The organism is Rudanella lutea DSM 19387, assembly GCF_000383955.1.
Taxonomy (GTDB): domain Bacteria; phylum Bacteroidota; class Bacteroidia; order Cytophagales; family Spirosomataceae; genus Rudanella; species Rudanella lutea.
Genome location: NZ_KB913013.1, coordinates 460,037 through 486,780 on the forward strand (window position 1 = coordinate 460,037; position 26,744 = coordinate 486,780).

The following is a 26,744-nucleotide window of genomic DNA, read 5'->3' on the forward strand; positions in this document are numbered from 1 at the left end:
TTTTTTGTTTGTTGTTTGGTCTCTCTCCAAACATATATTCCCGAGGCATTTAGCCCTACTTATCGATTTGCAAGGCTCGATTCGAATCTGGTTTTCTTTACTGCTGACACTGGTTCCCGTAGCCATATTCTGGCTGTGCTGGGGGCATCTGGCCGTGAATGTACCCAAATGGGACGATCACGCCCTGAAAGCCTATTTGCTGTATAGCGAGCAGGAGACCACCGTTTCGGGCAAGATATACCAGTTATTCCGGCAGCACAACGAACACCGGATTGTGCTCGACCGGATGGTAACCTGGCTCGACTATACCCTGTTTGGCAAGCTGAACTACCGGCATTTGATGCTACTCGGCAATGCCAGTTTGCTCGGCTTACTGGTCGTGCTCGGTGCAGTCTTACACCGTACAGTACGCGCAACCGGCCGGGGGCAAACGTCGGGATTGCTCTACCTGTCTCCGATAGCGTTTCTGCTGTTCAACCTGTCGTCGTGGGAAAATGCCTTTTGGGGCATGGCCGCCCTTCAGAACTTTTCGGTCGTACTATGGGTAATCGGTAGTCTGTACTGCCTCACCGTGGGCTGGCACCTACCGGCGGCTATAGGGCTGGGTATTCTGGCAACCCTCACAAGTGGTAACGGCCTGTTAATCTGGCCTATCGGAGCCGTTATACTGGTTTTGCAACGGCAGTACCGCGCGCTTACAGGCTGGGGGCTAAGCGCCCTCATCGTCATTGGTCTTTACTTTTTGGGCTACGAAAATCCCGAAGGTAATCCGCCCGCGCGGGGCAGCGTGCTTGACTTTTTCAAAGGCTGGCTGGCCTTCAATGGGGCGGCCGGGGAGGTTTTCCCCCTTGGCAACCCATTCGGAATCTGCCTGATGCTGGGAGGCATACTCACGGCGGGTGTGTTGGGGGCTGCCTTATGGGTTTTCGTTCGGAACCTCCTACCCTACGCCCTATCGAAAACGAGCCAACGCCCGGCTGCGGGTAGTCTTTTCTTTGTGGGCTGTACCGCTTTCTTGCTCGGCACAGGGCTGATCGTCGCATGGTCGCGGGTAGGGTTCGGCCTGGATGTACTCATTACCAGCCGCTACAAGATTTATTCGCTGCTGCTGCTTGCGGTTGCCTACGTGTATGCTATTTCCCAACTGGCCCCGCGCTGGCGAAGTCTGGCAGGTGCAGTGGGCCTGGCGGGAAGCGTCGCCATTGCCGGACTTTCGTACGTGGTGTATGCCGATGAGGTGCTCTGGTGGCGACGCTGGCTGCTAACCAATCAGTTTAACTGGACGTACCTGAGCAACCGCCCAGTATCGGGCATTGACCCCACCACAGCCCGCTGGGTCGACAATGCACCGGCCTATTACGACCGCTGCCTGCCCGCCCTGTACGGTCCGGCTAAGGCTCCGGCGGTACAAATTGATACCCTCTACGAAGCCGGTGGGCAATTTGTGGTGAAGAGTGCTGCATCGAGTTTAGCGACCCTGCCGCAACCGTCACTCTGGAGACCGGATGGGGGCCTGACGCTCTTATTGCAATCCGACAAGCGGACATACCTGTATGGTGCACTACCCAACCCGGCCGACAACCCCAAAACAGCTCTGAAACGGGGAATCTTCCCCAACCACGACTTACTGGTGGTGTTTCCGGCCGCCGAGCCCGTAGCCGATCAGTACCGGCTTTCAGTGCTGGCAGTTGACCCCGTTTCGGGGGCCTGCGCGGTTCACCCGACCGGCCGGACACTCGTTGTTCAACCCCGTTCATCAACCGACCTCAAAAAGAATTGGTAACGCAACCGACACGCCGAAACGCTGCACCGGGCTCAGCCGGTTTGAACGCTCGTAATCTGGCGACCGGGCTTCTGCTCGCGGTGCCCGTCTGTATTGTCCTGGCTACGGTGCTCACGTACGCCCTCAACCTGCCTTACTGGGACGATTATCTGGTGCAGGAGCAATTACTCTTGCTAAAATCACAGCCCTCCGGTCGGCTCAAACTCCTGCACCTGTTCGATCAGCACTGGGAACACCGGATTGTCTGGACCCGGCTGGTGTTTGCGGGCTGGTATAAACTCAACGGCGTGCTCAATTACTACGGGCTGACGCTGGTGGGTGTGAGTGGTCTGGTAGCCCTGTTGGGTTTGCTCATTCGGGTGTTTCGGCAAACGGGACTTTCGCTGTTTTATTTGCTGCCAGTGCCATTCTGGTTGTTTACCCTGCAATCGCACGAGAACCTACTCTGGGCGATGGCATCTATCCAAAATTTCTGGGTACTGGTGTTTGCCCTAAGTAGCTTTTATATGCTGGCCCGACCGGGCGCATGGTCTCGCCTGCTGGCGTTGGCCCTGGCCGTACTGGCTACCTACACCAGTGGCAATGGGTCCTTAGTCTTGTTGGCCGGGTTGGCGGTATTGATTTGGCAGGCTTTCACCCATCGGGTGCGGCTTGTGTGGGTTGGCGGCTGGCTGGCCGTTACGGCCCTGAGCATCGCTGGGTATTTTTACCACTACAACCGGATCACGTTCTTCCCCTCACCGTTCCGGTATCCGTTCACCGACTGGGTGAAGGCATTTTTTGTCTTTTTCGGTGCTTTTGCCGACCCCTACCCCTACTCCGGCGCGGCTGCCTACGGCTATGAAAATCCGCTCGGCCTCACCCTAATTTTAGGGGCTATCCTGGTAGGAGTGGGTGGGTATATGACCTGGACAGATGTCTGGAAGCAGTACCAAGACCGGGGTGTACAGACAGACAAAATTGCGTTGAACAACCGCGTAAACCTGCCCGATTTCTTTTTGGCTACGTTGCTTTTCCTGCTGGTCACAGCGGCCATTACCGTGTACTCACGGGTCGGTTTTGCCGGGCCGGGTTACCTGTTGCAGGGCCGCTACAAAGTATATTCGGCGCTAACATTGGCAGTAGTGTATCTGTACACCCAGTTCCGGCTGGGTCAGGTCCAGAAAACCCTTTCGCCCTGGGTTCTGGGCGTGGTTGCCAGCCTGTCTATTGGCCAAAGTCTCTTTTCTGATTACTTATGCCTGGAGGGAATTGTCAATCAGCATCGACGTACCACAGCCGAGTATTTCAATTACCTGCTTAATACCCCCGAGAAGCAACAGCGGGCCTTGAGTACCCTGTTTATTCCGACAGAAGAGACGTTTTTTGGTGGTCAAACTCGTCAGTTAGCCGTTCAATCATGGCTCAACGCACCAGCAAGCACCAAACTGGATCGCTTTAGCAGTCAGACTTTTATGTATTGGATCGAAAAATCTAACACTGTAAACCCGACGCTGAAGCAACCCACCGATGGCACCTACGTGTACATGAGCAGCGGCACACACACCTATCTGTTTGCGGCCCGCCCGCTCCGGCCTGCGCCGGCCGCTTTGGTCGGGTTCGACGGGTATTTCAGGCCCGAGGGTATTCGGGCGCAGGTTTTGCAGGAACACCTCAAACCGGGCACGTACCGGATCGGCCTGCTGACCAACCGGGCCGGGCAGCTGCACCTTTCCATGACTCCACAAACCGTAACGTTTACATCCCTGTGAGCAACCTCCGAAATCACCTTGTACAGCTCGACGGACTCCGGTTCATTGCCGTTACGCTCGTCATGCTCGACCACTGGCTGGGCGAGGCAAACCCATTCCCCCTTGGCTACTTCGGCGTAAACCTGTTTTTTGTGTTGAGTGGTTTCCTCATCACCCGGATTCTGATTCACAGTCAGCAACGCGACACCGAACTCGGGCGGGGCCACGGGCACTCGCTCAAAGTCTTTTTTATCCGGCGCAACCTCCGTATCTGGCCCGTGTATTATCTCACCATACTGGTGCTGGCTTTGGTACATTTCCAGGGAGTGCGGCTCTCGTTTTGGTGGCTCATTACCTACACCACCAACTTCTGGATTGTGATTCATCAAAGCTGGCTGGGGGCCATCGATCACCTCTGGTCGCTGGCGGTAGAGGAGCAGTATTACTTATTTTTTCCGTTCCTACTTCTGTTTACGCCCGAGCGGTATCTGCTCCGAATGCTCTGGAGTCTGATCGGGCTTTCGGTTGTATTGCGGATCCTGCTTTTTGCGACCAATGCCCCCTGGATGACACAGTTTGTGATGATGCCCACCTGCCTTGATGCGTTCGGGTTGGGCGGTATTCTGGCCTGGCTCATCGTGTACCGGAAAGAAACCTTCGAGCGACTCGTGCGGAGCAATGCTTTTTTGATCGGAAGCTTCGTGCTGTACATAGTTCACCTGTACGTGATGCTTACCGTTGAGCCCAATCGTAACCTGTTTACCGACGTTACAGACCGGTTTATTACCTCCGTTTTCTGTGCCGCTATCATCGGTCGGGCGGTGCTGGGCTTCGGGCAGCCCCTCAAGGCGATTCTGGAGAACCGTGTGGCCACCTACTTGGGTCAAATCAGTTACGGCCTCTATTTGTTTCACAACATCGTGTTCAATTATTATCACACGCAACCCACGTTTCCAACGCTCCGGGTGTGGAACAAGGTCGTATCGATGGTACCTTTTTTGAACAGTACCCCCCTTTTCCAGTTGGCTTACTTTTATGCCCTGACGGTACTTCTGGCGGCTTTGTCGTGGCACCTGGTCGAGAAACCAATCAACTCGCTGAAAGGTAAATTTTCTTATTAATTCTCGGTTCTTTCACCATTTAGCGGATTCCCACTCGATAAAGTCCTATTTGGGGAACGGTTTAGACCCCAACAATTACTTATATTTGTGCGTCATCAAGTCAATGATGAATGATACGTGATGAATGATAAACCCTTAATACTCTATCATTTCACCCAGATTTTATTCATCATTCATCATTCATTATTCATCATTTCTCTATGAGTCTTCTGCTGTCAATTGTCATGCCTGCCTACAACGAAGAAGAGTGTATTGAACTCGTTGTTCGGCAGTGGTGCGATTTACTGGACCGCCAGTTCCCGACTGACAATACACGTCTGATTGTTATTAACGACGGTTCCCGCGACAAAACGGGGGCTATTCTGGACAGCATTAAAGAACGCTATCCAAAGCTGATGGTGGTACATCAGCCCAACGGAGGTCATGGTAATGCGGTGGTAAATGGTTACCGTCAGGCGGTTGCGCTCGATTCGGAATACGTGTTCCAAACCGATAGCGACGATCAGTTTGTGACGGCCGATTTTGAAAAACTCTGGGCCAAACGCAATCAGTCAGATTTCATTCTGGGCTACCGCGAAGTACGGCACGATGCCACCGCCCGGCTCTGGATCACGCGTGTGCTGCGGGGAAGTATCGCCCTAATCTATGGAACGTATATAATGGACAGCAACATTCCGTTCCGTCTCATTCGGGGGAGTTTCCTGCGTAAGCTGCTGGCTCAGCTCCCTACGCCAACACCCTTTGCTCCTAATATTTTCCTGGCGGTAATGGCGAAAAAGGCCGGCAACGAAACCTTCGATATACCCATTACGCACAAAGAGCGCGAAACAGGTACCGTCTCGATCATGAACTGGAAGCTTCTAAAGGTCTGTATGCAAAGCTTTGCCGAGCTGGCTCAGTTCCGGCTTGAATTGGGCAGCAAAGTGAAAGCCCTCCGTAGCGAACCTGCCACCGCGAGTAGTGCCCAGCGAACCGTGAACAACTAATTATTGACGAGCTGTAGTCTGGGGAAAGCCTGTTGGTTTCGGGCCTGATCTGCTACAACTTGTTGCCTTTTGACGCGTACTTGTTCGCCAAAATTCCTCTTACCTGAATTACTCAACAATTTAACCAAATAGACTGAGCAGCCGATCGTTGATCGGTGGCTCAACGACCCCTGTACATGAAGCATAAATATGTCATTATCGGCTCTGGCCCCACGGGCTTAGGTGCTGCTTACCGGCTTAAAGAACTCGGCGTTACAGATTTTATCGTTTTAGAAAAAGAAGACCGCATCGGCGGACTGGCCAAAAGCTTTGTCGACGACAAGGGGTTTGTGTGGGACGTTGGCGGTCACGTGCAGTTTTCGCACTACAAATATTTCGACGACCTGATGAACAAAGCCCTCGGCGAAGACGGGTGGCTGCGGCATCAGCGCGAGTCGTGGGTTTGGATCGAAAATCGGTTTGTGCCGTATCCGTTCCAGAACAACATTAAGTACCTCACTCCCGAGACCATGTGGAAATGCCTCGAAGGCATTATCCAGGTGTACAAGAACCCCACCATGCAGAAGCCCAAAAACTTCCGCGAGTGGATTCTGCAAACGTTCGGGCCGGGGCTCGCCGAAACGTTTATGTTCCCGTACAACTTCAAGGTCTGGGCTTTCCCGCCGGAGGAGATGAACGCTGTATGGGTAGGTGAGCGGGTAGCCGTTACCGACCTGGCGCGAGTAACCAAAAACATTATTTTCAACCAGGAAGACTTCTCCTGGGGCCCCAACAGCACGTTCCAGTTCCCGAAGCAGGGCGGAACGGGCGGTATCTGGGAGTCAGTGGGGAATCTGGTGGGGCGCGAAAACATCAAGCTCAACGCCAGTGTGGATCAGGTGATCGGATCTGAAAAGAAGATTATCCTGAGCAATGGCGAGACGGTTGAGTATGACTACCTGCTCAATACCATGCCGCTCGACATCTTCACGAAAAAAGTGCAGGGACTCGATGCCGAAACGGTGCAAACCGCGCAGGGGCTGAAACATTCATCGACTAACGTGGTCGGGGTTGGGCTCAAGGGGCAACCCAAGCAAAGCCTCGAAACCATGTGCTGGATGTATTTCCCGGAGGCAAACAGCCCTTATTACCGCGTGACGGTGTTCTCGAATTACAGTCCAAACAACGTACCCGACAGCAGTCAATACTGGTCGCTGATGACCGAAACAAGTGAGTCGTCGGCCAAACCCGTTGATCGGCAAACGCTTATCGACGATACGGTGCGCGCACTGAAAGAAGATCAGCTTATAAGTGACGACGATGAAGTGGTATCGACCTTCCACGTCGCTTTCGATTACGGCTACCCAACCCCATCAGTTGAACGAGACGGTATTCTGAAAGCGGTTCTGCCGAAGCTGGAGCCGTTCGGAATTTATTCGCGGGGGCGGTTTGGTGCCTGGAAGTACGAAGTGAGCAACCAGGACCACTCGCTGATGCAGGGCGTTGAGTGGGCCAACCGAATGGTGGCTGATGTACCGGAACTGACGTTGTTCTTCCCCGATACAGCCAACGCCATGTGGGGAAAATAAAGAGTTTATAGTTTTTGGTTTTTAGTTTATAGAGGTCGGTGTTACGGTTTTGGTTTATTGTTGTTCTGAAACCATAAACTATGAACCGGAGCGCCGGCCGCCAAAAACCAATACGTGAAGAGTTGTACCGCTGAATAGGTCGGAACCAAGGGTCCGTCGTTGGCAGGTGCAACTCTTCCCCTTTATACCTGTGCAACGCTAAACGCTTTTTATGAATCGACGAATCTGGCTTGGTATTGGTGCGTTAGTCCTGCTGTTGGGCGGGTGGTTTGGCTACAAGGCCTTCCGCTCAAGCCGACCGCTGTCGGCCCTCGTCCCGTCCGATGCCCTGCTGGTTCTCGAAAGTACCCACCTGCTCGACTCCACCACCGCGCAGATGCAGCGACAGGCGCTGACCCTCAATCAGATTCCGCTTTTCGAACAGGCCGTCGCGCACCTGAGTCGTAACCTGCTGGCCTCGGGCGATACCTCGCGCCTGCGGCAGTTTTTACGTAACCGGCCCGTGCGTTGTTCGCTGCACCCCGTCAGCAAATCGACGCTCGATTTTATCTTCTACATCCCGGTGAGGGGCGAGGCCGACCGGGCGGTTGTGAGCCAGATTCTCAGCCCTGACCCGAACCGGTTTCGGCTGCTAACCCGCCCTTTCAATGGCGAGCGTGTGAGCGAACTGGTTAGCCTCCGCAACGAATCGTACGGCCATTTTTTACAGACCGACGACGCGCTGGTTTGCAGCGGATCGGGGGTACTGATTGAAAACGTAGCCCGTCGGCTGCATAGCCCTAACTTACTGACTGACAACGAAGAGCTAACCACCGGGGAAGGTCAATTGGCGGGACTGTCGGTACGGCCCGAAGTCCTGCAACGCCTGTTTGGCGAAGGAAATACCTCGCTAGTTCGGCTATTTTTACCCGAACACCTGACGCTCCGGTTTCGGAATACTGACTCCCGAACGCACCTTGTTGGCTATGCCTCAGATCAGATTGGCCAACGGGCCGACGTGGCCGCCCTGTTTCAGAATCAGGCCCCACGCCGGATTATGGCCGGACAACTGATTCCGCAAAACACCTCGTCGGTGTACCACATCAGCCTGAGCGACGGGGCCGCGTTTGGCCAGTCGATTCGGGCATTACTGTCGTCAAACTCCGATGACCGGCTACAAGACCGGCTCGAACGCATCGCCCCCGAAACCGAGCGCTTCTACAGCGCTATTGGGTCCGATGTGCTGCTGTGTCGGCTGGAGTCGCCCGATGCCCGCACCCGGCAGGTGCTGGTTGTACAGGGGCGCGACGGGGCCGCTTTGTCGCGGGCGTACCAACAGGCCGCTTACCGCCTTGGGGCCGCTACACCGGCCCCGCTCAAAACGTTTCTGGGGCATAAAACCCTGTTGCTCAACGTAACCGAGTTACCCGCTACGCTGTTTACGAGTTTGTTTGCCGGTTTTCGGGAAAGCTGGGTGACGCAGCACGGCTCGGCCCTGATTGTAGCCAACAGCGAAGACGTGATGCAGGAATACCTGAAGCAGATCACCCAAAAAACGGTTTGGGCTTCCGACGAACGGCAGAGTAACCTGCTGGCGCAAACGCTGCGCCCGGCCAACTTTACGGCTTTTGTGCGGCTCAACCGCAGTTCAGAGAGTGTTCCTGAACGGTGGCCCGCTCCCTGGCGAAAGCTACTCGGCCGGCCGTTTACCGGGTTTGATAACCTCGAAAACATGGCGTATCAGGCCAGTTACGGTAACGAAAAAATCCTGTCGACGCTCATTTTGGGCCGTACCACCCGCCGGGCAAGTGGGGCCGTTCTGAACAAGGTCTTGCTGCGCCGGAAAGTAGAATTTAATGCCTCGCTTATTGCGGCTCCGGTTGTGGTAGGCTCACTCGCCGACGGATCGGCTCAGTTTTACGCCCAGAACCAGGCGAGTCAGTTTGTACTGGTTACGCCCGAGGGCGACAAAATTGTGCAGGACACCACCGACGGCCCCATTCGCAGCAACGTGATTGCGACCGACTTTCTGGATAACGGCCGGTTGCAGTACCTTTTCATGACCGACCGTCGGCTCTACATAGCCCAACCGGGCAACCAATCGGTTAAGCTTCAGGCCATTCGGCTGCCCGCCGGTCTGAACCCGACCCTGCTTGCCCAGCCACGCGGTAGTCGTCAACGCTCGCTTGTAGCCCTTGCCGCGCACACCGATGGGCATATCTACGCGCTCGATCGGCAGAAACGCCAGTTTGTGCGGCTGATGACCGCCCAAACCAAAGGACCAATCCAGCTGCCCTTTCAGGTGATCGACACCCCGACGGGCATGGAAGTGCTGGCCATGCAGAGCAACGGTATTTTGAACCGGTGGCGCGACGATGGTACCCCCGTCACTCACTTTCCGGCTAAGCTCGACCTTTCGTTTGTGAGCCCGGCTCTGCAACCGGCCAACACCGATTATATGCAGGCTATTACCGAACAGGGCGAATTGCTCCGGTTGAACGCTAACGGTCTCATTGCGAGTCGGAATGGGCTTTACCGACCCGTGCGGGCCGGTTCGTTTCGGCTGTTTTCGGATGTGAGTCAGCAAACGTGGCTGCTCATGCGTACGTCGGATACCGAAGCGGCTATTCTGGATCAGCAGGGCAACGAACGGTTTGCGGTGCGCGGGCTCCAACCCGACCAAACGAGCATCCGATACCATCGACTGGGGGGCGGGGTTGAACTAATTAGCCTTAAGTCAGGAGGCTTTACTACGCTTTACACCCTCGACGGCAAACGGATTGGCGACCGTCCTATTCCGAGCGATTTTCCGGTTGCCTTGCAGTTTGACGAATTAACCAACGAACTTTACGTCCTGAGTGGCATCCGGAAAGCGGTGCAACTTTTCTCGATTCGGCTGCGCTGAAAAGCCATTGCTCCTGATAGACAGCCTACCAACTTGACCTGACACGTTAATAAACCTTGTAAAATGAACCATGAACTTCTCCGCTGACTACAGCCCCTTGATCGTTCATTTTTCACTATTCATTTTACATTTCACATTGACTGAGTGATTACAGCATGAAATACCTGGTACGCTATACTTTTCTTTTTCTGGCTATCGCCCTGTGGGCGGGTGGCTGCTCGCGCGAGGTGATGAAGTGGTATTACCAAACCAACCTCGTTGCCGACGACTACCGGTATGGCGATTTGTACCGATTGGCTAACCTTGCTCAATTCAAAGACCCTCAGACTGAGTGCCGGGAAGCGTCGACACCCGTTTTGTCGAGCGATACAGCCCGCACCCATCTGTATCTGATTGGCGATAGCTTCGCCGAGCCGCAGCGGATTGGCAAAGCTGATTTTCCGGTGAGTTATTATCAGTATGTGCATTGGGACACCCGCCGTACCGCGCAACTCGATACTTCGAAATACAATGTGCTGCTCCTCGAAACGGTAGAACGCCATTTTCGGGAACATTTCTCCCGACCGGTTGCCGAGCTAACCCTCGTACCCGATACGACCCAACGACCCACCCCTACTCCCGAACCCTGGACCCGGCAGCTGTTTGCGCTGATTCAGTCAAAAGGAATTGAAGAACGGCTCGAAACGGTTTTGTTCAGTCAGGATTTTTTCCTGTGGTTCAAAGAGTTAAAAGCGGCTATGAATCTGAATTGGTTCGACCGGGCAACCCCCAAGGTAGGTATCTCCCGCGACCGGCAGCACCTGTTTGTTGACCTCGATACCGACACCACCAAGCGCCTGAATTCGTCGTTTGTCTCCTTGCCCGATTCCGAACTGGACGCCCTCGTCGACAGTGTGAACGCAACAGCTGCCCGGTTCCGGCAACAAGGCTTCGATGCAGTCTATCTGTCTGTTATTCCCAACAAGGCGAGTATTCTCGAACCTGAACGCGGCCCCTACAACCGCCTGATTGAGCGCGTCCAACAACACCCGCGCCTACAGGTTCCGGTTGTCGACGTGTACGGGGTCTATGCCCGGCAACCTAAACAGGTGTATGCCCTGGGCGATTCGCACTGGAACTGCTATGGCCGTTCGCTCTGGCTCAAAGCCGTCAATGAACGCCTGGGCCGCTAACCCCTCTGCCGCTAGCTTACCGTGAGTTACGGAAGATTGCTGACGCACAGGGCCGCTTCAACTTAAGGCTCGTTGCCTCACTATGCCTCTTCTGTAAAAACCTATCACACCGCCGGGGGTTGTACCGGAATGGTTCGTAAGAGCCTTCTAACTATCAACCAAACCCATACAACAATGCCACGCGGAGACAAAAGCGCCTATACCGATAAGCAGAAACGGCAGGCCGAACACATTGAAGAGAGTTACGAGAAGCAGGGCCTACCCGAAGATGAAGCCGAACGTCGGGCATGGGCAACAGTGAACAAAACATCGGGCGGAGGCAAGAAAAGTGGATCAGGTCGGGGACGAGCCGAAAACAAAGGGCCGGCCAAAACGGGTGGTCAGAAAGGCGGAGCTGCTTCGGCCTCCCGTACGCCCGAACAACGCTCGGCCTCGGCCCGGAAGGCTGCCGAGACCCGTAAACGAAATGCAGCCGCCAAAGCCGCCTGATAGATGACATGGCTTAACAAACACGAAGCGGGTGCATCCGTCGACTTTCCCGGATGACACCCGCTTATCTGTTCCATTCAGCTTACGCCCCTGAAACCTTACTTTCCTTTGTCTGGTAGCGTGGAGGCCAATTTCGCGTACGTCAGCCTTTTCACGGTTACCCCCGAGGCCGACCGAAGCAAAATCCGGTTCATGTCAGCTTCGGGAAAAAAATTACTTGTCAGCACGCTTAGTCCATTATCGGCAAACAGCTCGACCGATGCTACATCAACCAGAAGGGTCATCGTCAGCGTTTTATCCGTTGCCAGTCGCGGGGCTGTATTTCGTTTGCCGAAGCCCTTTTCAAAGTTCGTTTTGCCCGACCGGCTACGGTCGATGAAATACGCGTTGGCCGTTTTGTCGTAGCCAAGCACCAACTCATTACCCGCATCATTTGTCAAAACAACTGACACATCTTCAGTTGCCAATGCTGTAAACGTGAGCCGCAATGGCCCCGTTAGTTTACCCACCGTCGGGGTAAGATCGTACTGCCCATTTACAGATACCGTTTGTAGGGTAGTCGGTTTAGCCGCCAGCGTGTTTAGTTCAGCAACGGGTTTCGAGGCCAGATACAACTCATTTCCCACCTCCTGAATCGACAGTTCACGGGGCACGGTAGTGGCACTACGCCAGGGGTCGGTAGGTACCTGTTGCGCATATTGCCAGTTGCTCATCCACCCCATCAGAATGGTTCGGTTGCCGGTATTGGCAAAGGTTACGCCGGCATAGTTATCAGGCCCGAAATCCATCCATTTGGTTGCATTGTTATAGGGTTTAAAGGTTTTACCGTCGAAGTCGCCGAGGAAATATTGGGTTGCCGAGCCTCCATTGGGCCCACCGGGGTTGATACTCACCAACAGTACCCATACGGTTTTGCCCTTGTGTTGCAACGGAAACAAGTCCGGGCATTCCCAAACGCCCCCGTGCGCGCCCAAATCGCGTCCGAACTCACTTGCCTTTGTCCAGTTTTTCAGGTTTGGCGAGGTGTAAAACGTAACCCGGTCTTTGGTAGCCAGAGTCATAATCCATTGTTTAGCAGGTTCGTACCAGCGCACTTTAGGGTCGCGAAAATCGACAATACCGGGGTTGGGCAGCACCGGGTTTCCGGCATATTTCGTCCAGGTTTTGCCATCATCGAGGCTATAGGCCAGACTCTGGTACTGAAACGTTTCGGACTTGGCTTTCTCCAGTTTCGGGTTGTGATGGGTAAAAATAGCCACGAGGGGCACCTGCCCGTTCCGGCCGAAACCACTCGTGTTGTTTACATCCACTACGGCACTACCCGAAAAAATGTAGCCGAGGCTATCGGGATAAAGGGCAATGGCCTCTTCACGCCAGTGTAGCATGTCGGCGCTGGTAGCGTGCCCCCAATGCATGGGTCCCCAGGTGGTTCCATCGGGGTAATACTGAAAAAACAGGTGGTAAACGCCCTTGTGATACACCATCCCGTTGGGGTCGTTCATCCAGTGGGTTTTAGGCGAAAAATGAAAGCGCGGACGGTGCGGCTCAGCCGGGGTTGAGTTCTGTGCCTGCACCGGCACACCCAGATAGGTTAGAATAGCCAGACAGGCCAATAGCTTTTGCATCGGTTAGCGTCGGTTTTGTTTGGAAAACGAAAACGATGCCCTAAGTTATCGCCCAGCCGGGACTTTCACCGACACCAACCTCAGGATAATTGGCCGGCATCAGGCCGGGTGGGTAAGGCTGCGGGGGTGTCGGTCATGTCTTTTAAGGCCACCCCCGTGAGTTTCAAGCGGAACGCTTCGCCCACCAAAGCCATGATTTTTTCGACCGCCTGCGCCGGGGGCAGCCCCTGCTGCCGGATATTGGAAATGCAGTTCCGGCGCTCGTCGGTCAGGCCGGGCGTAGGGCCATAGGTCAGGTAAGCCCCCAGACTGTCGGCGGAGCTCAGGCCGGGCCGTTCGCCAATCAGCATCACCACCATTCGGGCGTTGAGCAGATGGCCAATTTCATCACCAATGGCTACCCTACCCTGTTCTACCAACGTTAGGGGAGCCAGGCTAAACCCCTGAACTCGGGCAGTTCGCACCAGGCCTGCCGTTACGATACCCGCGTACGTGTTTACCGCTGTAGCCGACAAACCATCCGCAACCACAATTGCTAGATCAGCTGACTGGGGCGCATTATTCCGCAGATAATCAGCCGATTGAGGATCCAATTGCCGACCATAATCGGGGCGTTGCAGGTACATATCCCGATGTTCGGCGCGGCTCCGAAGTGGGTAAATCGGCAGAGCGAGCGGGGTGAGTGTCTGGATCAGCGCGTCGGAATCGAGAGCCGAATACACGGCATCTTTGGCGTGGGCATGAGCCAGCCGGAAGGCCAGCGACGCCCGCACCGGCACCGAAACGCCTGTTTTGCCCAGCGCAATCCGGGCATCGGTAAATGCCTTCAGGGCCGTCCACTCATCCGTCTCGACGGGTAGTTTTTGGAGCTCGTTCATTCGCTAAACAAACCTGCGTATAGTTGTTGCTGACTTCCCGTAAACAGGCGGTTGCCGTCCGTATCCATGATTCCCTGCCGCTGCAACCACGCTTCAAACTCAGGGGCTGGCCGCAGTCCCAGCGCCTTGCGAACATACAGCGCATCGTGAAATGAAGTCGACTGGTAGTTGAGCATAATGTCGTCGGCACCGGGTACGCCCATGATAAAGTTGACACCCGCTACGCCTAAGAGCGTAAGCAGGGTGTCCATATCATCCTGATCGGCATTGGCGTGGTTGGTATAGCAAATATCCATGCCCATGGGCAAGCCCAGCAGTTTACCGCAAAAATGGTCTTCGAGGCCTGCCCGGATGATTTGTTTCCCATCAAACAGGTATTCAGGCCCAATGAACCCTACGACCGAGTTGACTAACAAGGGATTAAAATGGCGGGCTACGGCATAAGCGCGCGTCTCGCACGTCTGCTGATCGAGCCCGTGGTGGGCATTGGCCGAGAGAGCACTCCCCTGCCCTGTTTCAAAATACATCAGATTTTGCCCCACCGTACCCCTTCCGAGCGAAAGCCCGGCCTCGTACCCTTCCTGCAACAAGGCAAGATTGACCCCGAAACTAGCGTTGGCCCCCTCCGTTCCGGCAATCGACTGAAACACCAGATCGACCGGTACGCCCTGCTCCACCAGTTGAATGGTGGTGGTAATGTGGCTTAGTACGCAGCTTTGGGTTGGAATCGAAAACCGCTCCCGGAGTCCATCGAGCAGGTACAGCAGTTTGGCCGTTGCGGCCGGGCTATCGGTAGCCGGGTTAATGCCAATTACGGCATCGCCACTACCGTAGAGCAGTCCGTCGAGCACACTTGCCGCAATGCCGCGCGGGTCGTCGACGGGGTGGTTGGGTTGGAGCCGGGTTGAGAGTTGGCCTTTTTGACCAATCGTATTCCGAAACCGGGTGACCACTTCTATCTTCTGGGCCACCCGAATCAAGTCCTGATTCCGCATCAGCTTCGATACGGCGGCCACCATCTCAGGTGTGAGCCCCGGTGCCAGTTGGCGCAGGGTTTGGGTATCGGCCGTATCGGCCAGCAACCAGTCGCGAAAGTCTCCCACGGTGAGGTGACTTACCGGCGCAAACGCTTCCCGATCATGCGTATCCAGAATCAGGCGAGTCACCTCATCGGACTCGTAGGGTACTACCGCTTCGTTCAGAAACGTCTGCAACGGCACAGCGGCAAGAGCGAGTTGAGCCGCTACCCGTTCTTCGTAACTATCGGCGGCAACCCCCGCCAGCCCATCGCCCGACCGGGCCGGACTGGCTTTTGCCAGCAGTGTTTTCAGGTCGTTGAACCGGTAGGTAAACCCCCGGATCGTACATGCATAGTTCATACCCATTCAGACAGTGCCATTGGCCTCGACCGACAGCGGATTAGGCGCGTTGCGGTGCTTCCCGGCCGCTATAAACAGCCCCATGACCATCAACAATCCGCCCACAAAAAGCCCACTCAGCCAGGGATAAAAATACACCATAGCAACCAGTGTCACAACGGCCAACCCCAACGCAACAGCCGGGAAATACGGGTAAAACGGAGCACGAAAAGGCCGGGCCATATCGGGTCGGCTCACCCGCAGTTTAAAGAGAGCGAGCATACTGATGATATACACCACCACCGCTCCGATGGTCGACAGAATAACCAACTTGCTCGTATCCAGCAGGGTTAACGCCAGCACACCGAGCGCACCGCCCACCAGCAGAGCCACGTAAGGCACTTTTCGGGTGCGGCTTACCCGCGCCAGCCCGGCGGGCAAATAACCACTCCGGGCCAGGGCAAACATCTGCCGCGAATAGCTGATGATGATGCCATGAAACGACGCAATGAGCCCGAAAAGGCCCACACTCGCAAACAGCTTGGTCAGCGGATTGTCGCGGCCGAGTACCAGGGCCATCGACTCCGGCAGAGGGTAATCAAGGCTATCGAGTTTATCCCAAGGAGCAATCCCACCCACGCCGATCATCACCGCCAGTGCCAGAATAGTGAGTGTCAGCAAAGCCGAAATGTACCCTTTGGCAATGGCATTGTTGCCATCTTTGACCTCTTCGGCCACCATAGCAACCCCCTCCAGACACACGAACAGCCAAATGGCAAACGGTAAGGCGGCAAATACGCCCCCCCAGCCAAACGGCATGGGGTTGTTCAGAAACGTTTGCAGTTGAAAATGAGGAGCTACCACCCCGATAAACACCAGCAACTCGCCAATAGCCAGCAACGTCATGATGAGCGAAAACCAGGCAGCCTCCTGAATACCCAGCATATTGATGCCCGTAAATACGACAAACGATACGATGGATGCCGGCACAATAGGCACGGCCGGATACAGAAAATGAATGTAACTCCCCAACGCGAGCGCAATGGCCGGGGTAGCCAGCAGAAACTCAATCAGGGTAGCATACCCGGCCACTAAAGCACCCAATGGCCCGAATGCCTTGAGTGCGTAGGCAAACGGCCCACCCGCGTGCGGAATGGCCGTAGTAAGCTCGGTAAAACTGAAAATAAACGTGAAGTACAGCCCCGTAATCACCAGTGTAGCCAGCAGCAGGCCAACGGTACCCGCTACCCCCCATCCGTAATTCCAGCCAAAATACTCACCCGAAATCACCAGCCCGACGCCAATGGCCCACAGATGGATAGGCTTTAGTGCTTTTTTTAACGAAACATCGTCTGTCTGCATGGTTGGGTTTGTCGTTTTTTGTTTTTGGTTTATGCTCTAGCGTTTTGGAGCAACCAAAAACTACCTGCTTAGCTTTTACGAACCGTCAGGGCTTTGCCTTCGCCCCCAATGAGTGGATCGGTAAAACCCGCTTTACCCGTTTCGACCCGGCCGGCAAACCGCTGTTCAAAGCGGTCGTGTCCGGTTATGCGCACGCTCACATCGTACCAGTTGTAGCTGTTTTTCAGATCGACCTCGATCGTTTGCTTAGCCCCTTTTCCACCGGCTTTGGCCAGCGTAATCGTTTGGGGCTTAGTCCCGTATGCATTATCTATAACCTGAACCGTGTAGGCACGGCCGGGATCGGCGTTGGTGAGGGTCATCGTCAGATCACCCGTGAGTGTGTTGCGAAGACCCCGTTTGTACGCACAGGCAACTGTCACATCGGGGGCTTCGGCAGCCAGATTAAACTCCCGATAAAAGCCGTTGGGACCATATACCCGTACCGGATAAGCCCGGTCGAAAGTATCGGTCAGGGTATCGCCCGCGGCCACCGTGTACGACCGGACGAGCACGTCGTTATCCAGTAGCTGATACACATGAAAGGGGGCTCCGAGCGACTTCGCCCCAAAGACCTGACGACCCGCCGACAAACGCAGCGTCAGCTTTCCGTTTTGAAGTGTAGCCTCAGCCCCAAGCTCGTAAGGCAGAGCACAAGACGGCCGCACCCCGCGTTCCTGCCCAAAGCCAGCTGCGGTCGGATTTGTATTCAGGCGGTCAATGTCACCCTCTGAAAGCGCTTTGAACCCGGTCGGCACTTCTTTGAACTGGGCCTTATGAATACCTTCAATAAAAGTCTGTTTCTGCACTGAAGCGGGCATGGCAATTTTTTCGCCGTTGTACGGCCGAAATACCGATGTCAGGTCTCCGCACACGGTCCGACGCCAGGGGCTAATGTTTGGCTCCCGAATCGGCTTACCCGTTTTGTGGCTCAGAAACCGCTCCAGCAACTGTAAAACAGACGTGTGATCGAACACCTCGGAGCATACATAGCCGCCCCGGCTCCAGGGCGACGCCACCAGCAACGGCACCCGGAAACCCAGCCCGATGGGGCCGGTGCGCCCACCGTTGGGGCGTTTTGATTCCTGCTCGGCCGTTACAAACTCCTGCCAGGTATCGATACCCCGACTAGTCAGACCCGTTTCGGGTTTGTCGGGATGAGCCGGTACAAACGGCGGCACGTGGTCGAAATAGCCGTCGTTTTCGTCGTAAGCCAGAATAAAAATTGTTTTCTTCCAAACCTCCGGGTCTTTGGTCAGAATATCCATCACCTCCGAAATGTACCAGGCCCCGTACCAGGGCGCGCCGGGGTGATCAGAGAAGTTTTCGGGCGCGACCACCCACGAAACGGTCGGGAGTTTCCGGTTTTGGACATCGGCCCGGAACTGATGGAGCACGTCACCTTTAGGCACGGTCATCCGGCGCTGGGTGTCCCCATCCTGATAGCTGATCGTTGAAAGGGTGCGGTAATCTGGGTCGCCGGTATTCGTGGTAAAGGCTTTCTGGTGCAGGTTTTTCTCCCGTGCCGACAGGCTGTTGAATTTTTCGGGGGCGTATTTCACCAGATCCTGCTCAATGTACCCCAAAAACCGGCGGGCGTTGTCGAGTTCGCGCCGGGTGCGGCCATGAGCGGCATCGGTCTCGGCGAGGGTTTGCAGCTTCGTTTCCAGTTCTTTAATCTTTGCCGGAAGCTCTTTCTGCTGCTTTTGAATATACGGATAATAAGCCGGGTGGAACCGCACATTATACTGCGTAAACCACTCAATCGGGTTATCGGTAAAGTTGCTTAACCAACCATCTTCGTCGTTGGAAAGTCCCGTGGGCAGGCTTAGTTCATTCTGGTAAATCTTCCACGAAATACCGTTGTCTTCGAGCCGCTCGGGGAACGTAGTCCAGCCTGCTTCGCGCTCGTAGGTCACGTTTTCATTGCGGACATTGGCCGGGGCGTTGGGGTCGCGGGGGTCGCGCAGGGTGCCTGTCCAGAGGTATAGCCGGTTAGGTGTGGTGCCGGTCAGCGACGAGCAGAAATTCTGGTCGCAAATGGTGAAGGCATCAGCCAGGGCGTAGTAAAACGGAATGTCTTCGCGGTCATAATACCCCATTGTGAGGGGCATATCGGCGTAGTTTCGGTTACCCGAACGTTTGGAATCGAGCCACTTGTCGTAGCGTCCTCCATTGCGGGCATCTACCTGGTTTTCCCAGGAGTGCGGCAGGGCGCTCATCCAGGTGGCTTTTGTATCTTTAATATTCAGCCGGAACGGCGCGTAGGTCTGCCCGGCCTTGTTGGTCTGGAACCAGACTTTTCGTTTGTTGGGCAGGTCAATAGCGCGGGGGTCGTTGAAGCCCCGAACGCCCTGGAGGGTACCAAACGCATGGTCGAAGGAGCGGTTTTCCTGCATCAGAATCACCACATGTTCGGCGTCGAGGTAGGTAGTGCCCGGTTGCGGGTCAATAGCAAACGCCTTCTGAATAGAGGCAGGCAGCGCCCCCGATAGGCCCGCTGAAAGCAGGGCCGCCTTTTTAAGAAATTCTCTACGTGAGTCCATTCGGCATCCCAACCAAAAACTGTAAACCCTAAACCAAAAACTGCAAACTGTAAACCGTAAACTATAAACTGTAAACCGTAAATTATAAACACTAACTTAGGGAGGATCCAGCCTCCCCAAGTTAGCAAACTATAGCCCAATCTATTTTAAAATCCACATAGCCTGATTGAAATCGTCGCTGCCGCCGTACTGACTGGCGATCGCCTGTTTTACATTCTCGGTGTTGTAATCCAGCTCTTTCTGTGGGTACAGCCACCGCACCGGCATCTTGTTCGAAGGCGTGTTGCTGTTCGAAGCCGGGTTGATCGGGAACGCCGGGTAGCCGGTCCGCCGGTTTTCGAAAAACGCGTGGAACGGTGCCTGCAGGTAGGTACTGAGGTAGCTCTGCGTCACAATCTGCTCGATCTGCTTCTCGTTTGTACCCGCCAGTTTCACCTTATCCGAAGCCAGATACGTCGTGATGTACGCATCGGTAATCTTCATGTTGTGGTGATAGAGTGCGTTGTCGGGGGTGTAATTCGCTGTAAACTGCATGGCCGCCCGAATTCCGTCGTTGTAATAGGTAGCCGCGGGCGTTCCCGAAATCCAGCCCCGCACAGTTGCCTCAGCAAGCATGAACTTTAGCTGCGCAAAACTCACCAGTGCAACCGGCTCGGCGTTGGCTAACTCAGTATAGCGGCTGTTGAGGGGCGAATAATCTTTAGTCGAGAAGATTTTCGTGATGTCCGAATAAATCATCGACGGATCGGTGCCTTTGTACGCGGCATAGTCGCTCATCGACTTACCGGCCGCAATCTGCACGGGTGAGGGGTTGGCGTAGTAAAACAACCGCCGGTCGTCCAGGTCTTTAAGCTTCCCGATCAGTACTTCGGACACCATCGGGTAAATGACCGAGGGATTGCCCAGCTTGAAGAACGGGTACCGCTGACCAGCCTTATCGGAGTAAACCAGCTGGAAATTATCGGCATTGCTCTGGAAGATGGGCCGCGTGTTGACAATCTCCTTAAACCGGTCGACTACCCGCAGGTCAGCTTCGCCTGTTTTCTTGTACAGGTTGGTCAGTACGTACAATTCAAAGGTATTGACCAGCTTGCGCCACTTCGTTACGTCGCCCCCGTACACCGGGTCACCGTCAAATTTTACGCCCTGCGCAAATAGTTTGTCAGCTTCGTCGAGCTCATTCAGAATCCCCACAAACACCTGTTTCTGGGTGTCGTACTTCGGCGCAATTACGTTCGACTCGCCTTTGAGGGCATCCGAGTACGGAATGTCGCCCACACGCATGGTCAGCTCAAAAAACTTCCAGGCCCGTACAAACTTACCCAGTGCCGTGTACGAATTTTTATAGGCATCAGGGGGCGAAAACGAGATCATTTTCTCGACGTTAGTGAGCGTCGGCAATCCGTCGAAGCTCGCCCGGCCGAGATAATTATACTGCAAATCCTCGGCAAATTCGGTGTATATCACCGACTTACTCAGGAAATGCGGAGACAGAAACCCTTTCTGCCCGCTCACAGTCCCCTCGGTGATATTCAGAATCAGCCCCGTGGCCAGCATAGGCGCGGTAGCCCGCACGGCCGCATCGGGGTTTGAGTTAAGTTCTTCAAACTCTCCGCAGCTGCTCAGCATCAGGGCAGTCAGGCCAAAGAGCGTCAATCGTTTTATAACTGGTTTCATCGGAAATTCGGTTAAACAAATGGGTTTTGGTTCCTGGTTTATGGCAACCGGGCTTCTGATGACCGAACCGGCACATCAACCGATAACCCGCTATCTGTTAGTCGCTTACTCGCTACCCACCCCATAAACTAAAAACCAAAAACGATAAACTACAGGTTGCTTAGAACGTCAGCTGGAGGTTACCCCCTACGTACCGGACCGAGGGCGATGTCAGCTGGGTATCGTCAGCCTTGTCGGGGTCGGCAAACCGGAATGCTTTCGCCCACATCCAGACATTCTGTCCGGTAAACGAGATGGTTGCCGAGCGGGCTCCGAAACGCCGGGCCACGGCCGCTGGCACGTTGTAGCCAATTGACAATTCGCGCAGTTTCAGGAATGTAGCATTCGTCACCCCACGGGTACCATCGCCGTAGGCGCGGGCGTAGTCCTGATACGACACTTTGGTTTCGTTTTTGGCAAACTGCCGGGTATCGCTCGTGATGTTACCGAAGTTGTCGTACTTCACTTCACCTGAGGTAACCACTACGCCCGTACCCACATACGACTTGTTCTTGTTCACGACCTCATCGTACCGCCAGAAATTGTCTGAATCAGGGTGCGAGCCGGTATCCCACATTTTAAACGCCGAGTAATTGTTGAGCACCCCGCCCACGCGACCATCGAAGCTAACGCCAAACCGGAAGTTGTTCCAGCGGATGTTGTTCGACAAACCCCACACAAACTTGGGATCGGTGTAGCCGTAGAGGTAGCTATAGTCGCTCTGCAACGGCAGGCCATTGGTCCGGTGTACCACATTGCCCGTCGGGTCGGTCACCCACACACGGCCCGTGTACGTATCGGTACGGCCGCCAGCGGTTGTCCAGCTGTTTTTAGCCGAATAGGTTGGGTCGAGAGTTTTAAAATAGCGGTGGTTGTACGAATAGTTAGCCACGGCATCCCAGCCAAAGTTGGCCCGCTTCATCACAGCCGCGTCGAGGCTCAGCTCTACCCCCCGGCGCACGTAGGTCTCGTCGATGTTGATGAGCGTGGTGGTAAAACCCGAAGCCGACGAGATGTTGGCACTCCGCTGAATGTTGTAGTTATACTTGTCGAAGTATGCCGCATCGAACTTGAAACGCTTGCCCAGGAAGTAGGCCGATGTACCGATTTCCCACGTCCGGTTGGTTTCGGGGTTTACGGCCCCACCCCGGATGGTGGTTGGGTACACGGCTGAGTTGAAGTTATCCCAGTCGGCCGTAACGGTGCCGTAGGTTTGGTTGGTGGCATACACACCAAGGTCGCTTTTCGACATGGTCCACGAGCCGCGCACTTTCCAGAAATCGAGCCAGGTAGGCAGAGCGTCGGTAAATTCGCTAATGACCACACTACCACCCACCGAGGGGTAGAAGTACGAACGCGAAATGCGGGGCATGGTCGAGCTCCAGTCATTGCGGCCCGTTACGTCGAGGAAGAGCCGGTTTTGGTACGACAGAGTCGCCTTGGCAAACAAGCTGTTCACCTGCTTGCGGTTGGTAAACGTACTCACGTTGGGGCGCTCTACCGAGTTGTTCAGCGAGTAGAAGCCCGGAATCACGATACCACCCCGGGTAGCACTGTACAGACCCTGATCGGTCCAGCGGTACATGGTTCCCCCCGCGAGGGCGTCGACGGCAAACGCACCGACCGTTTTGTTATACGTCAGGATAGCGTCGCCGTTGAAGCTGTAGCCCGACCGCTTGTCGAGCGAGTACAGACCGGCGGCATCCCAGCCCCGTGTCGAGAGAATATTGGGCGGGTTACGCTTCGTTTCGTCGTTCTGATACCAATCAAAACCAGGCCGCACAATCAGCTTAGCCCCCGGAAACAAGGCAAGCGTAGCCGTCAGGTTGGCGTTCATCTTGTTCTGCTCAATTCCGTTGAGTTTTTCGTAAGCCATCATGTACGGGTTGTCGTACCAGGCTTTGTAGTGCCAGTTTTGCCGCTCGTTCGGGATGAGCCAGTAGTCCTGGTACTTGCTCAGATCATATTCGGGGCCCATCCACATCAGAATGTTGTAGATGTAGCCCTGTGCGCTGTAACCCGACCCGAAAATCTGGGGGGCCGTTTTGCGGTTATAGCCCACCTGACTCGACAGGGTGAAGGCATTGCCCACTTTCATGTCGCCACTGAGGGCAAAATTGAACGCGTTCGATTTCAGGTTCGGGTATTGCCCTTTGTTATAAATGTGAGTCAGCGACGCCCGGAAACTGCCGTTTTCACCCGTTTGACTGATGCTGATGTTGTTGTTGGTCACCATGCCCGGCACCAGAAAGTCCCGGAAGTTATTTTTACCCCGCGATTGCAGCTCCATGAGTTCCATCTGCTTCGTTTCGGGGTTCAACTGCATGGCTTTGAGGCCGATGTCGAGCTTGGCACCCCATACGTAGTCGGTAGGATCGTAGTTACCACCCAGGCCGGCGCTGTAGCCCGTCTGCACTTCGGGCAGCATCAGAAAGCCTGCATTCACCATGTTGTTGGAGTTCACCGTCACGGTGAGCCCTTTGGAGCCCGCGCCCCGCTTGGTGGTCACGATAACGGCCCCACTGCCCCCACGCGAGCCGTAGAGGGCCGCAGCCGTAGGGCCTTTCAGCACGTCGATACTTTCGATATCATCCTGCGGAATGTTGCTCAGGTTCATGTTGCCGTACGGCACACCATCAATCACGAGCAGTGGAGTTTCGCCCCGGAGCGAGAGCGTGGGCGCTTCGTTGAACTCGGTGCTGTTGCGCACCCACAAGCCCGACACACGGCCTGTCAGCGACGTAGCTACGTTCAGGCCTTTTACCGTCTGCAACGTGGCCCCGCTTACTTTTTGCACGGCGTAGCCCAGCGAACGCTCTTCGCGTTTTACACCGAGGGCCGTTACCACCACCTCGTCGAGTTGCTTCTGATCGTCGGCAAGCGTCACGTTGATTTCAGTCCGCGACCCCACTAATTCCTCTTTGGTTACGTACCCGATGAACGAAAAAATAAGTATCTCGTTGCTACCTGCTACCGACAACCGGTAGTTACCGCTCGCATCGGTCGTGGTCCCGCGCATGGTTCCTTTCACCGCAACGTTCACGCCCGGCAGAGGGGCATTGGTTTGTGCATCTTTTACCTGACCCGTCACCACCACATCGGCCGAGGGGGCAGTCTCCACAGAGCCTGTGGTTTTGGCGGGGTTAGCACCGGCCGTGAGCAGAATCCGGCCTGATACGTAATCGTACGAAACCGACAGGGGCTTGAGCAACCGGTCGAGGGTTTCGGCGAGAGTGGCCTGATTCACGTTGAGCGATACCAGCCGGTTGGGGTTAACCACCTGCCGACTGTAGGCAAACTTGACATCGGCCTGACTCTCGATCTGGGTCAACACCGTTTTCAGTTCTTTACCGTCGACTTTCAGGGTGATTCGACGCCCAAAAATCTGCTGCGACTGCCCGTCGGCAGCGAGGGCGATCTGACACAACAAGGTCAGAAAAAGTAAATGCGGGATAAGAACTCGTAGCGAAGCCCGTCGGGGCACCCACTCGTTTAAAAATGACTTCATAAGCGGTACTTGTTTAGGTGAAATAGGTAGGACAGTTTAGGGAAGTACGTTTCGTTGTCTCGGACGAAACGATTACCCCGGTACCATTGGCAAGCCAACGGCAGCCATAGTGCGAAAAAGGGGATGTACACGGTTTAGACCATACGCAACGAGAAGGTTAAGTGAACAGGGACTGCACAAAATACGCGAACGGGTATCGAACGGGCTATTGGCCGGGCATTACGTTTTTGTTACATCTTCCGCCTTCAATCCGGACAACCGTCTGCTCAACCCGGTACCGGGCCCCCACCGAACGGCATACCAACTGAAGCTTTTGAAAAAATGGAATCTGGTTCAGATCGCCAGTAAAGGTGCATGTACGCAATCCATTGCCCTGAATCTGAATGGGTATTCCGTAAAGTTGGCTCAATCGAGCCATGATGTCTGGAATAGGAACATCGGCAAACAGTTGGTTACTTTGAACCTCAGCCAATGTTACCGGATTGTTGACAAGGCCCGTTGTCAGGGTACGATTTTGGGCCGTGTACACGGCTCGCTGATTAGGCAGCAGGGTTACCGGAGCAGGCTTTTCGGCTCCCGCCGGCGCACGCCCGGCCTCCCCTACCGATACTTTTCCCGATAACACGTCGACCTCCACAGCCCGGGCTTCAGGCTTCATTTTAACCCAGAAACTCGTACCCAACACCTGCGTGAACGTTGGCCCGGCGGTTACCCGAAACGGACGCGTCGTATCACGCCGAACATCGAAATACGCTTCGCCCCTGAGCCGGACATCCCGGCGGCTTTTCCCCGGATTCTCGGTATAGGTGAGCGTGCTAGCCGGTGCCAGCGACACCCACGAGCTATCGGGCAGTTGGTGCCATACGGGCTTATCGGTCTTGTTTTGGTACTGTTGGTGTATGGCTTGCAAGGGTGCCTGAGCCTGCCGGGTGAACCACCCGTAGACGCCAACGCCAAACCCAACCAATGCGATACAGGCCGCAGCAGCCACCCATTGGCGTCGGCCAATAGCGTACACGCGTGGCCGGGGAGCTGTTTGGGCCTCTATCCGGCTCCAGACCTCAGCCAGGGTTTGGGGATCAATCGGCCGGCGCTCGGCTTCGGCCAGTTGACGTACCCGTTCGGCGGCCTGCGCAAGCGTATCGGCTACTTCGGGCGAACGATCTGCCACTGCCAACCAGTATTGATCACTCTGTGCATCGGGCTGCAGCACCCAGCGCACAAAGTAATCGTCCTGCAAAAAATCGTCGACGGTATAGGATTGCTCGTTCATCAGGCACCAACAGCGACGGGGCAAAATCGCTCCCCAATCGTAGTTTTACCTGTATGTGCACGGCCTACGGGTTTTGTACTGTACGAAATAGAAAAAAATTTTAGCCTATCCACTCAGCTACCAGCAACAGGGCCAGATGCACATACGGCAAGACCAACTCGCGCAGGCGATTGAGGGCTCCGTGCAGCAGGTTTCGTACCGACTGTGACTGCATGTTCATGACGGCGGCCATTTCGGCATGGCTGAGATTATGAAAAAAACGCAGATGAATGACCTCTTGCTGACGTGGAGCCAGCCGGGCAATTGCCTGTTGCAGGCGTTCGCGCTGCCCTTCTTCGTGCTGGGTTTGGATCAAGGCCTGTTCGGGTGAGAAATGGGGAAAGGCCCCCTCAGAAGCATCCGTCCAGCCCACATGGCGTTGTTGCCCCCGAATTGCTTTGGTCAGTTTATGCCGCAGAGCCCCCAGCAAATACAGCCGAAGGTTTTGCACCTCAGGTGCGATGAACAGACGTCGGTTCCAGAGCTCTATAAACAGGTCCTGCACGCAGTCTTTCACCAGGTGCTCGTCGTCGGTTAGTCGATAACCATATTGAATCAGTGCCTCCCCGTAACGCCCGTACATAGTCGCCAGGGCTGCATGCGAATGAGCCCGCAAATGCTGCCACAACTGTGCGTCCGACTCGGCTGAAAGATTCTGATCCAGCAT

The 26,744-nt window shown here is 55.0% G+C and carries 17 protein-coding genes; 8 read left to right on the top strand and 9 right to left on the bottom strand.

The window, feature by feature from the left end:
• Positions 1–67 precede the first annotated feature (67 nt).
• The 8 genes from RUDLU_RS26805 to RUDLU_RS0102125 all read left to right on the top strand — a co-directional run bounded on the left by RUDLU_RS26805 (position 68) and on the right by RUDLU_RS0102125 (position 11,733).
• Entirely contained in the window at positions 68–1,783 is a 1,716-nt protein-coding gene (locus RUDLU_RS26805; protein WP_019986688.1) for a hypothetical protein, read from the top strand.
• 41 nt (positions 1,784–1,824) lie between these two features.
• Positions 1,825–3,534 (top strand): hypothetical protein, encoded by a 1,710-nt coding sequence (locus tag RUDLU_RS0102095; RefSeq protein WP_157580070.1) that lies wholly within the window; start codon positions 1,825–1,827, stop codon positions 3,532–3,534.
• Complete coding sequence (locus tag RUDLU_RS0102100) at positions 3,531–4,634, top strand: acyltransferase family protein (RefSeq protein WP_019986690.1); 1,104 nt, start codon at positions 3,531–3,533, stop codon at positions 4,632–4,634. Before RUDLU_RS0102095 ends, RUDLU_RS0102100 begins: the two co-directional genes overlap by 4 nt.
• A 200-nt stretch (positions 4,635–4,834) precedes the next feature.
• Entirely contained in the window at positions 4,835–5,620 is a 786-nt protein-coding gene (locus tag RUDLU_RS0102105) for a glycosyltransferase family 2 protein (RefSeq protein WP_019986691.1), read from the top strand.
• Positions 5,621–5,796: 176 nt separating this feature from the next.
• Complete coding sequence (locus RUDLU_RS0102110; protein ID WP_019986692.1) at positions 5,797–7,188, top strand: protoporphyrinogen/coproporphyrinogen oxidase; 1,392 nt, start codon at positions 5,797–5,799, stop codon at positions 7,186–7,188.
• 211 nt (positions 7,189–7,399) lie between these two features.
• Positions 7,400–10,072 (top strand): hypothetical protein, encoded by a 2,673-nt coding sequence (locus tag RUDLU_RS0102115; protein ID WP_019986693.1) that lies wholly within the window; start codon positions 7,400–7,402, stop codon positions 10,070–10,072.
• A 155-nt stretch (positions 10,073–10,227) separates the two neighbouring features.
• The gene (locus RUDLU_RS0102120; RefSeq protein ID WP_019986694.1) at positions 10,228–11,244 is read left to right on the top strand and encodes a hypothetical protein; all 1,017 of its coding nucleotides are present in this window, start codon (positions 10,228–10,230) and stop codon (positions 11,242–11,244) included.
• 174 nt (positions 11,245–11,418) lie between these two features.
• Positions 11,419–11,733 (top strand): hypothetical protein, encoded by a 315-nt coding sequence (locus RUDLU_RS0102125; RefSeq protein ID WP_019986695.1) that lies wholly within the window; start codon positions 11,419–11,421, stop codon positions 11,731–11,733.
• 98 nt (positions 11,734–11,831) lie between these two features.
• On the opposite strand, the gene RUDLU_RS0102130 is transcribed toward RUDLU_RS0102125, so the two are convergent.
• The 9 genes from RUDLU_RS0102130 to RUDLU_RS0102170 all read right to left on the bottom strand — a co-directional run bounded on the left by RUDLU_RS0102130 (position 11,832) and on the right by RUDLU_RS0102170 (position 26,744).
• Positions 11,832–13,358, bottom strand: coding sequence for a glycoside hydrolase family 32 protein (locus RUDLU_RS0102130; protein ID WP_019986696.1), 1,527 nt, complete (start codon positions 13,356–13,358; stop codon positions 11,832–11,834).
• A gap of 80 nt (positions 13,359–13,438) precedes the next feature.
• Complete coding sequence (eutC, locus tag RUDLU_RS0102135) at positions 13,439–14,236, bottom strand: ethanolamine ammonia-lyase subunit EutC (RefSeq protein WP_019986697.1); 798 nt, start codon at positions 14,234–14,236, stop codon at positions 13,439–13,441.
• Positions 14,233–15,615 (bottom strand): ethanolamine ammonia-lyase subunit EutB, encoded by a 1,383-nt coding sequence (locus tag RUDLU_RS0102140; protein ID WP_044129760.1) that lies wholly within the window; start codon positions 15,613–15,615, stop codon positions 14,233–14,235. Before RUDLU_RS0102140 ends, eutC begins: the two co-directional genes overlap by 4 nt.
• A 6-nt stretch (positions 15,616–15,621) precedes the next feature.
• Positions 15,622–16,956, bottom strand: a complete 1,335-nt coding sequence (gene eat / locus RUDLU_RS0102145) for an ethanolamine permease (protein WP_019986699.1) — start codon at positions 16,954–16,956, stop codon at positions 15,622–15,624.
• Between the two features lie 68 nt (positions 16,957–17,024).
• Entirely contained in the window at positions 17,025–19,541 is a 2,517-nt protein-coding gene (locus RUDLU_RS0102150) for a phosphocholine-specific phospholipase C (RefSeq protein ID WP_019986700.1), read from the bottom strand.
• A gap of 141 nt (positions 19,542–19,682) precedes the next feature.
• A complete protein-coding gene (locus RUDLU_RS0102155) occupies positions 19,683–21,218 on the bottom strand; it encodes a SusD/RagB family nutrient-binding outer membrane lipoprotein (protein WP_027302681.1) in 1,536 nt (511 codons plus the stop codon).
• Between the two features lie 160 nt (positions 21,219–21,378).
• Positions 21,379–24,765, bottom strand: coding sequence for a SusC/RagA family TonB-linked outer membrane protein (locus RUDLU_RS0102160; RefSeq protein ID WP_019986702.1), 3,387 nt, complete (start codon positions 24,763–24,765; stop codon positions 21,379–21,381).
• A gap of 205 nt (positions 24,766–24,970) precedes the next feature.
• Positions 24,971–26,038, bottom strand: coding sequence for a FecR family protein (locus RUDLU_RS0102165; protein WP_044129283.1), 1,068 nt, complete (start codon positions 26,036–26,038; stop codon positions 24,971–24,973).
• A gap of 100 nt (positions 26,039–26,138) precedes the next feature.
• On the bottom strand, positions 26,139–26,744 hold the full coding sequence (locus RUDLU_RS0102170; protein WP_019986704.1) for an RNA polymerase sigma factor: 606 nt from the start codon (positions 26,742–26,744) through the stop codon (positions 26,139–26,141).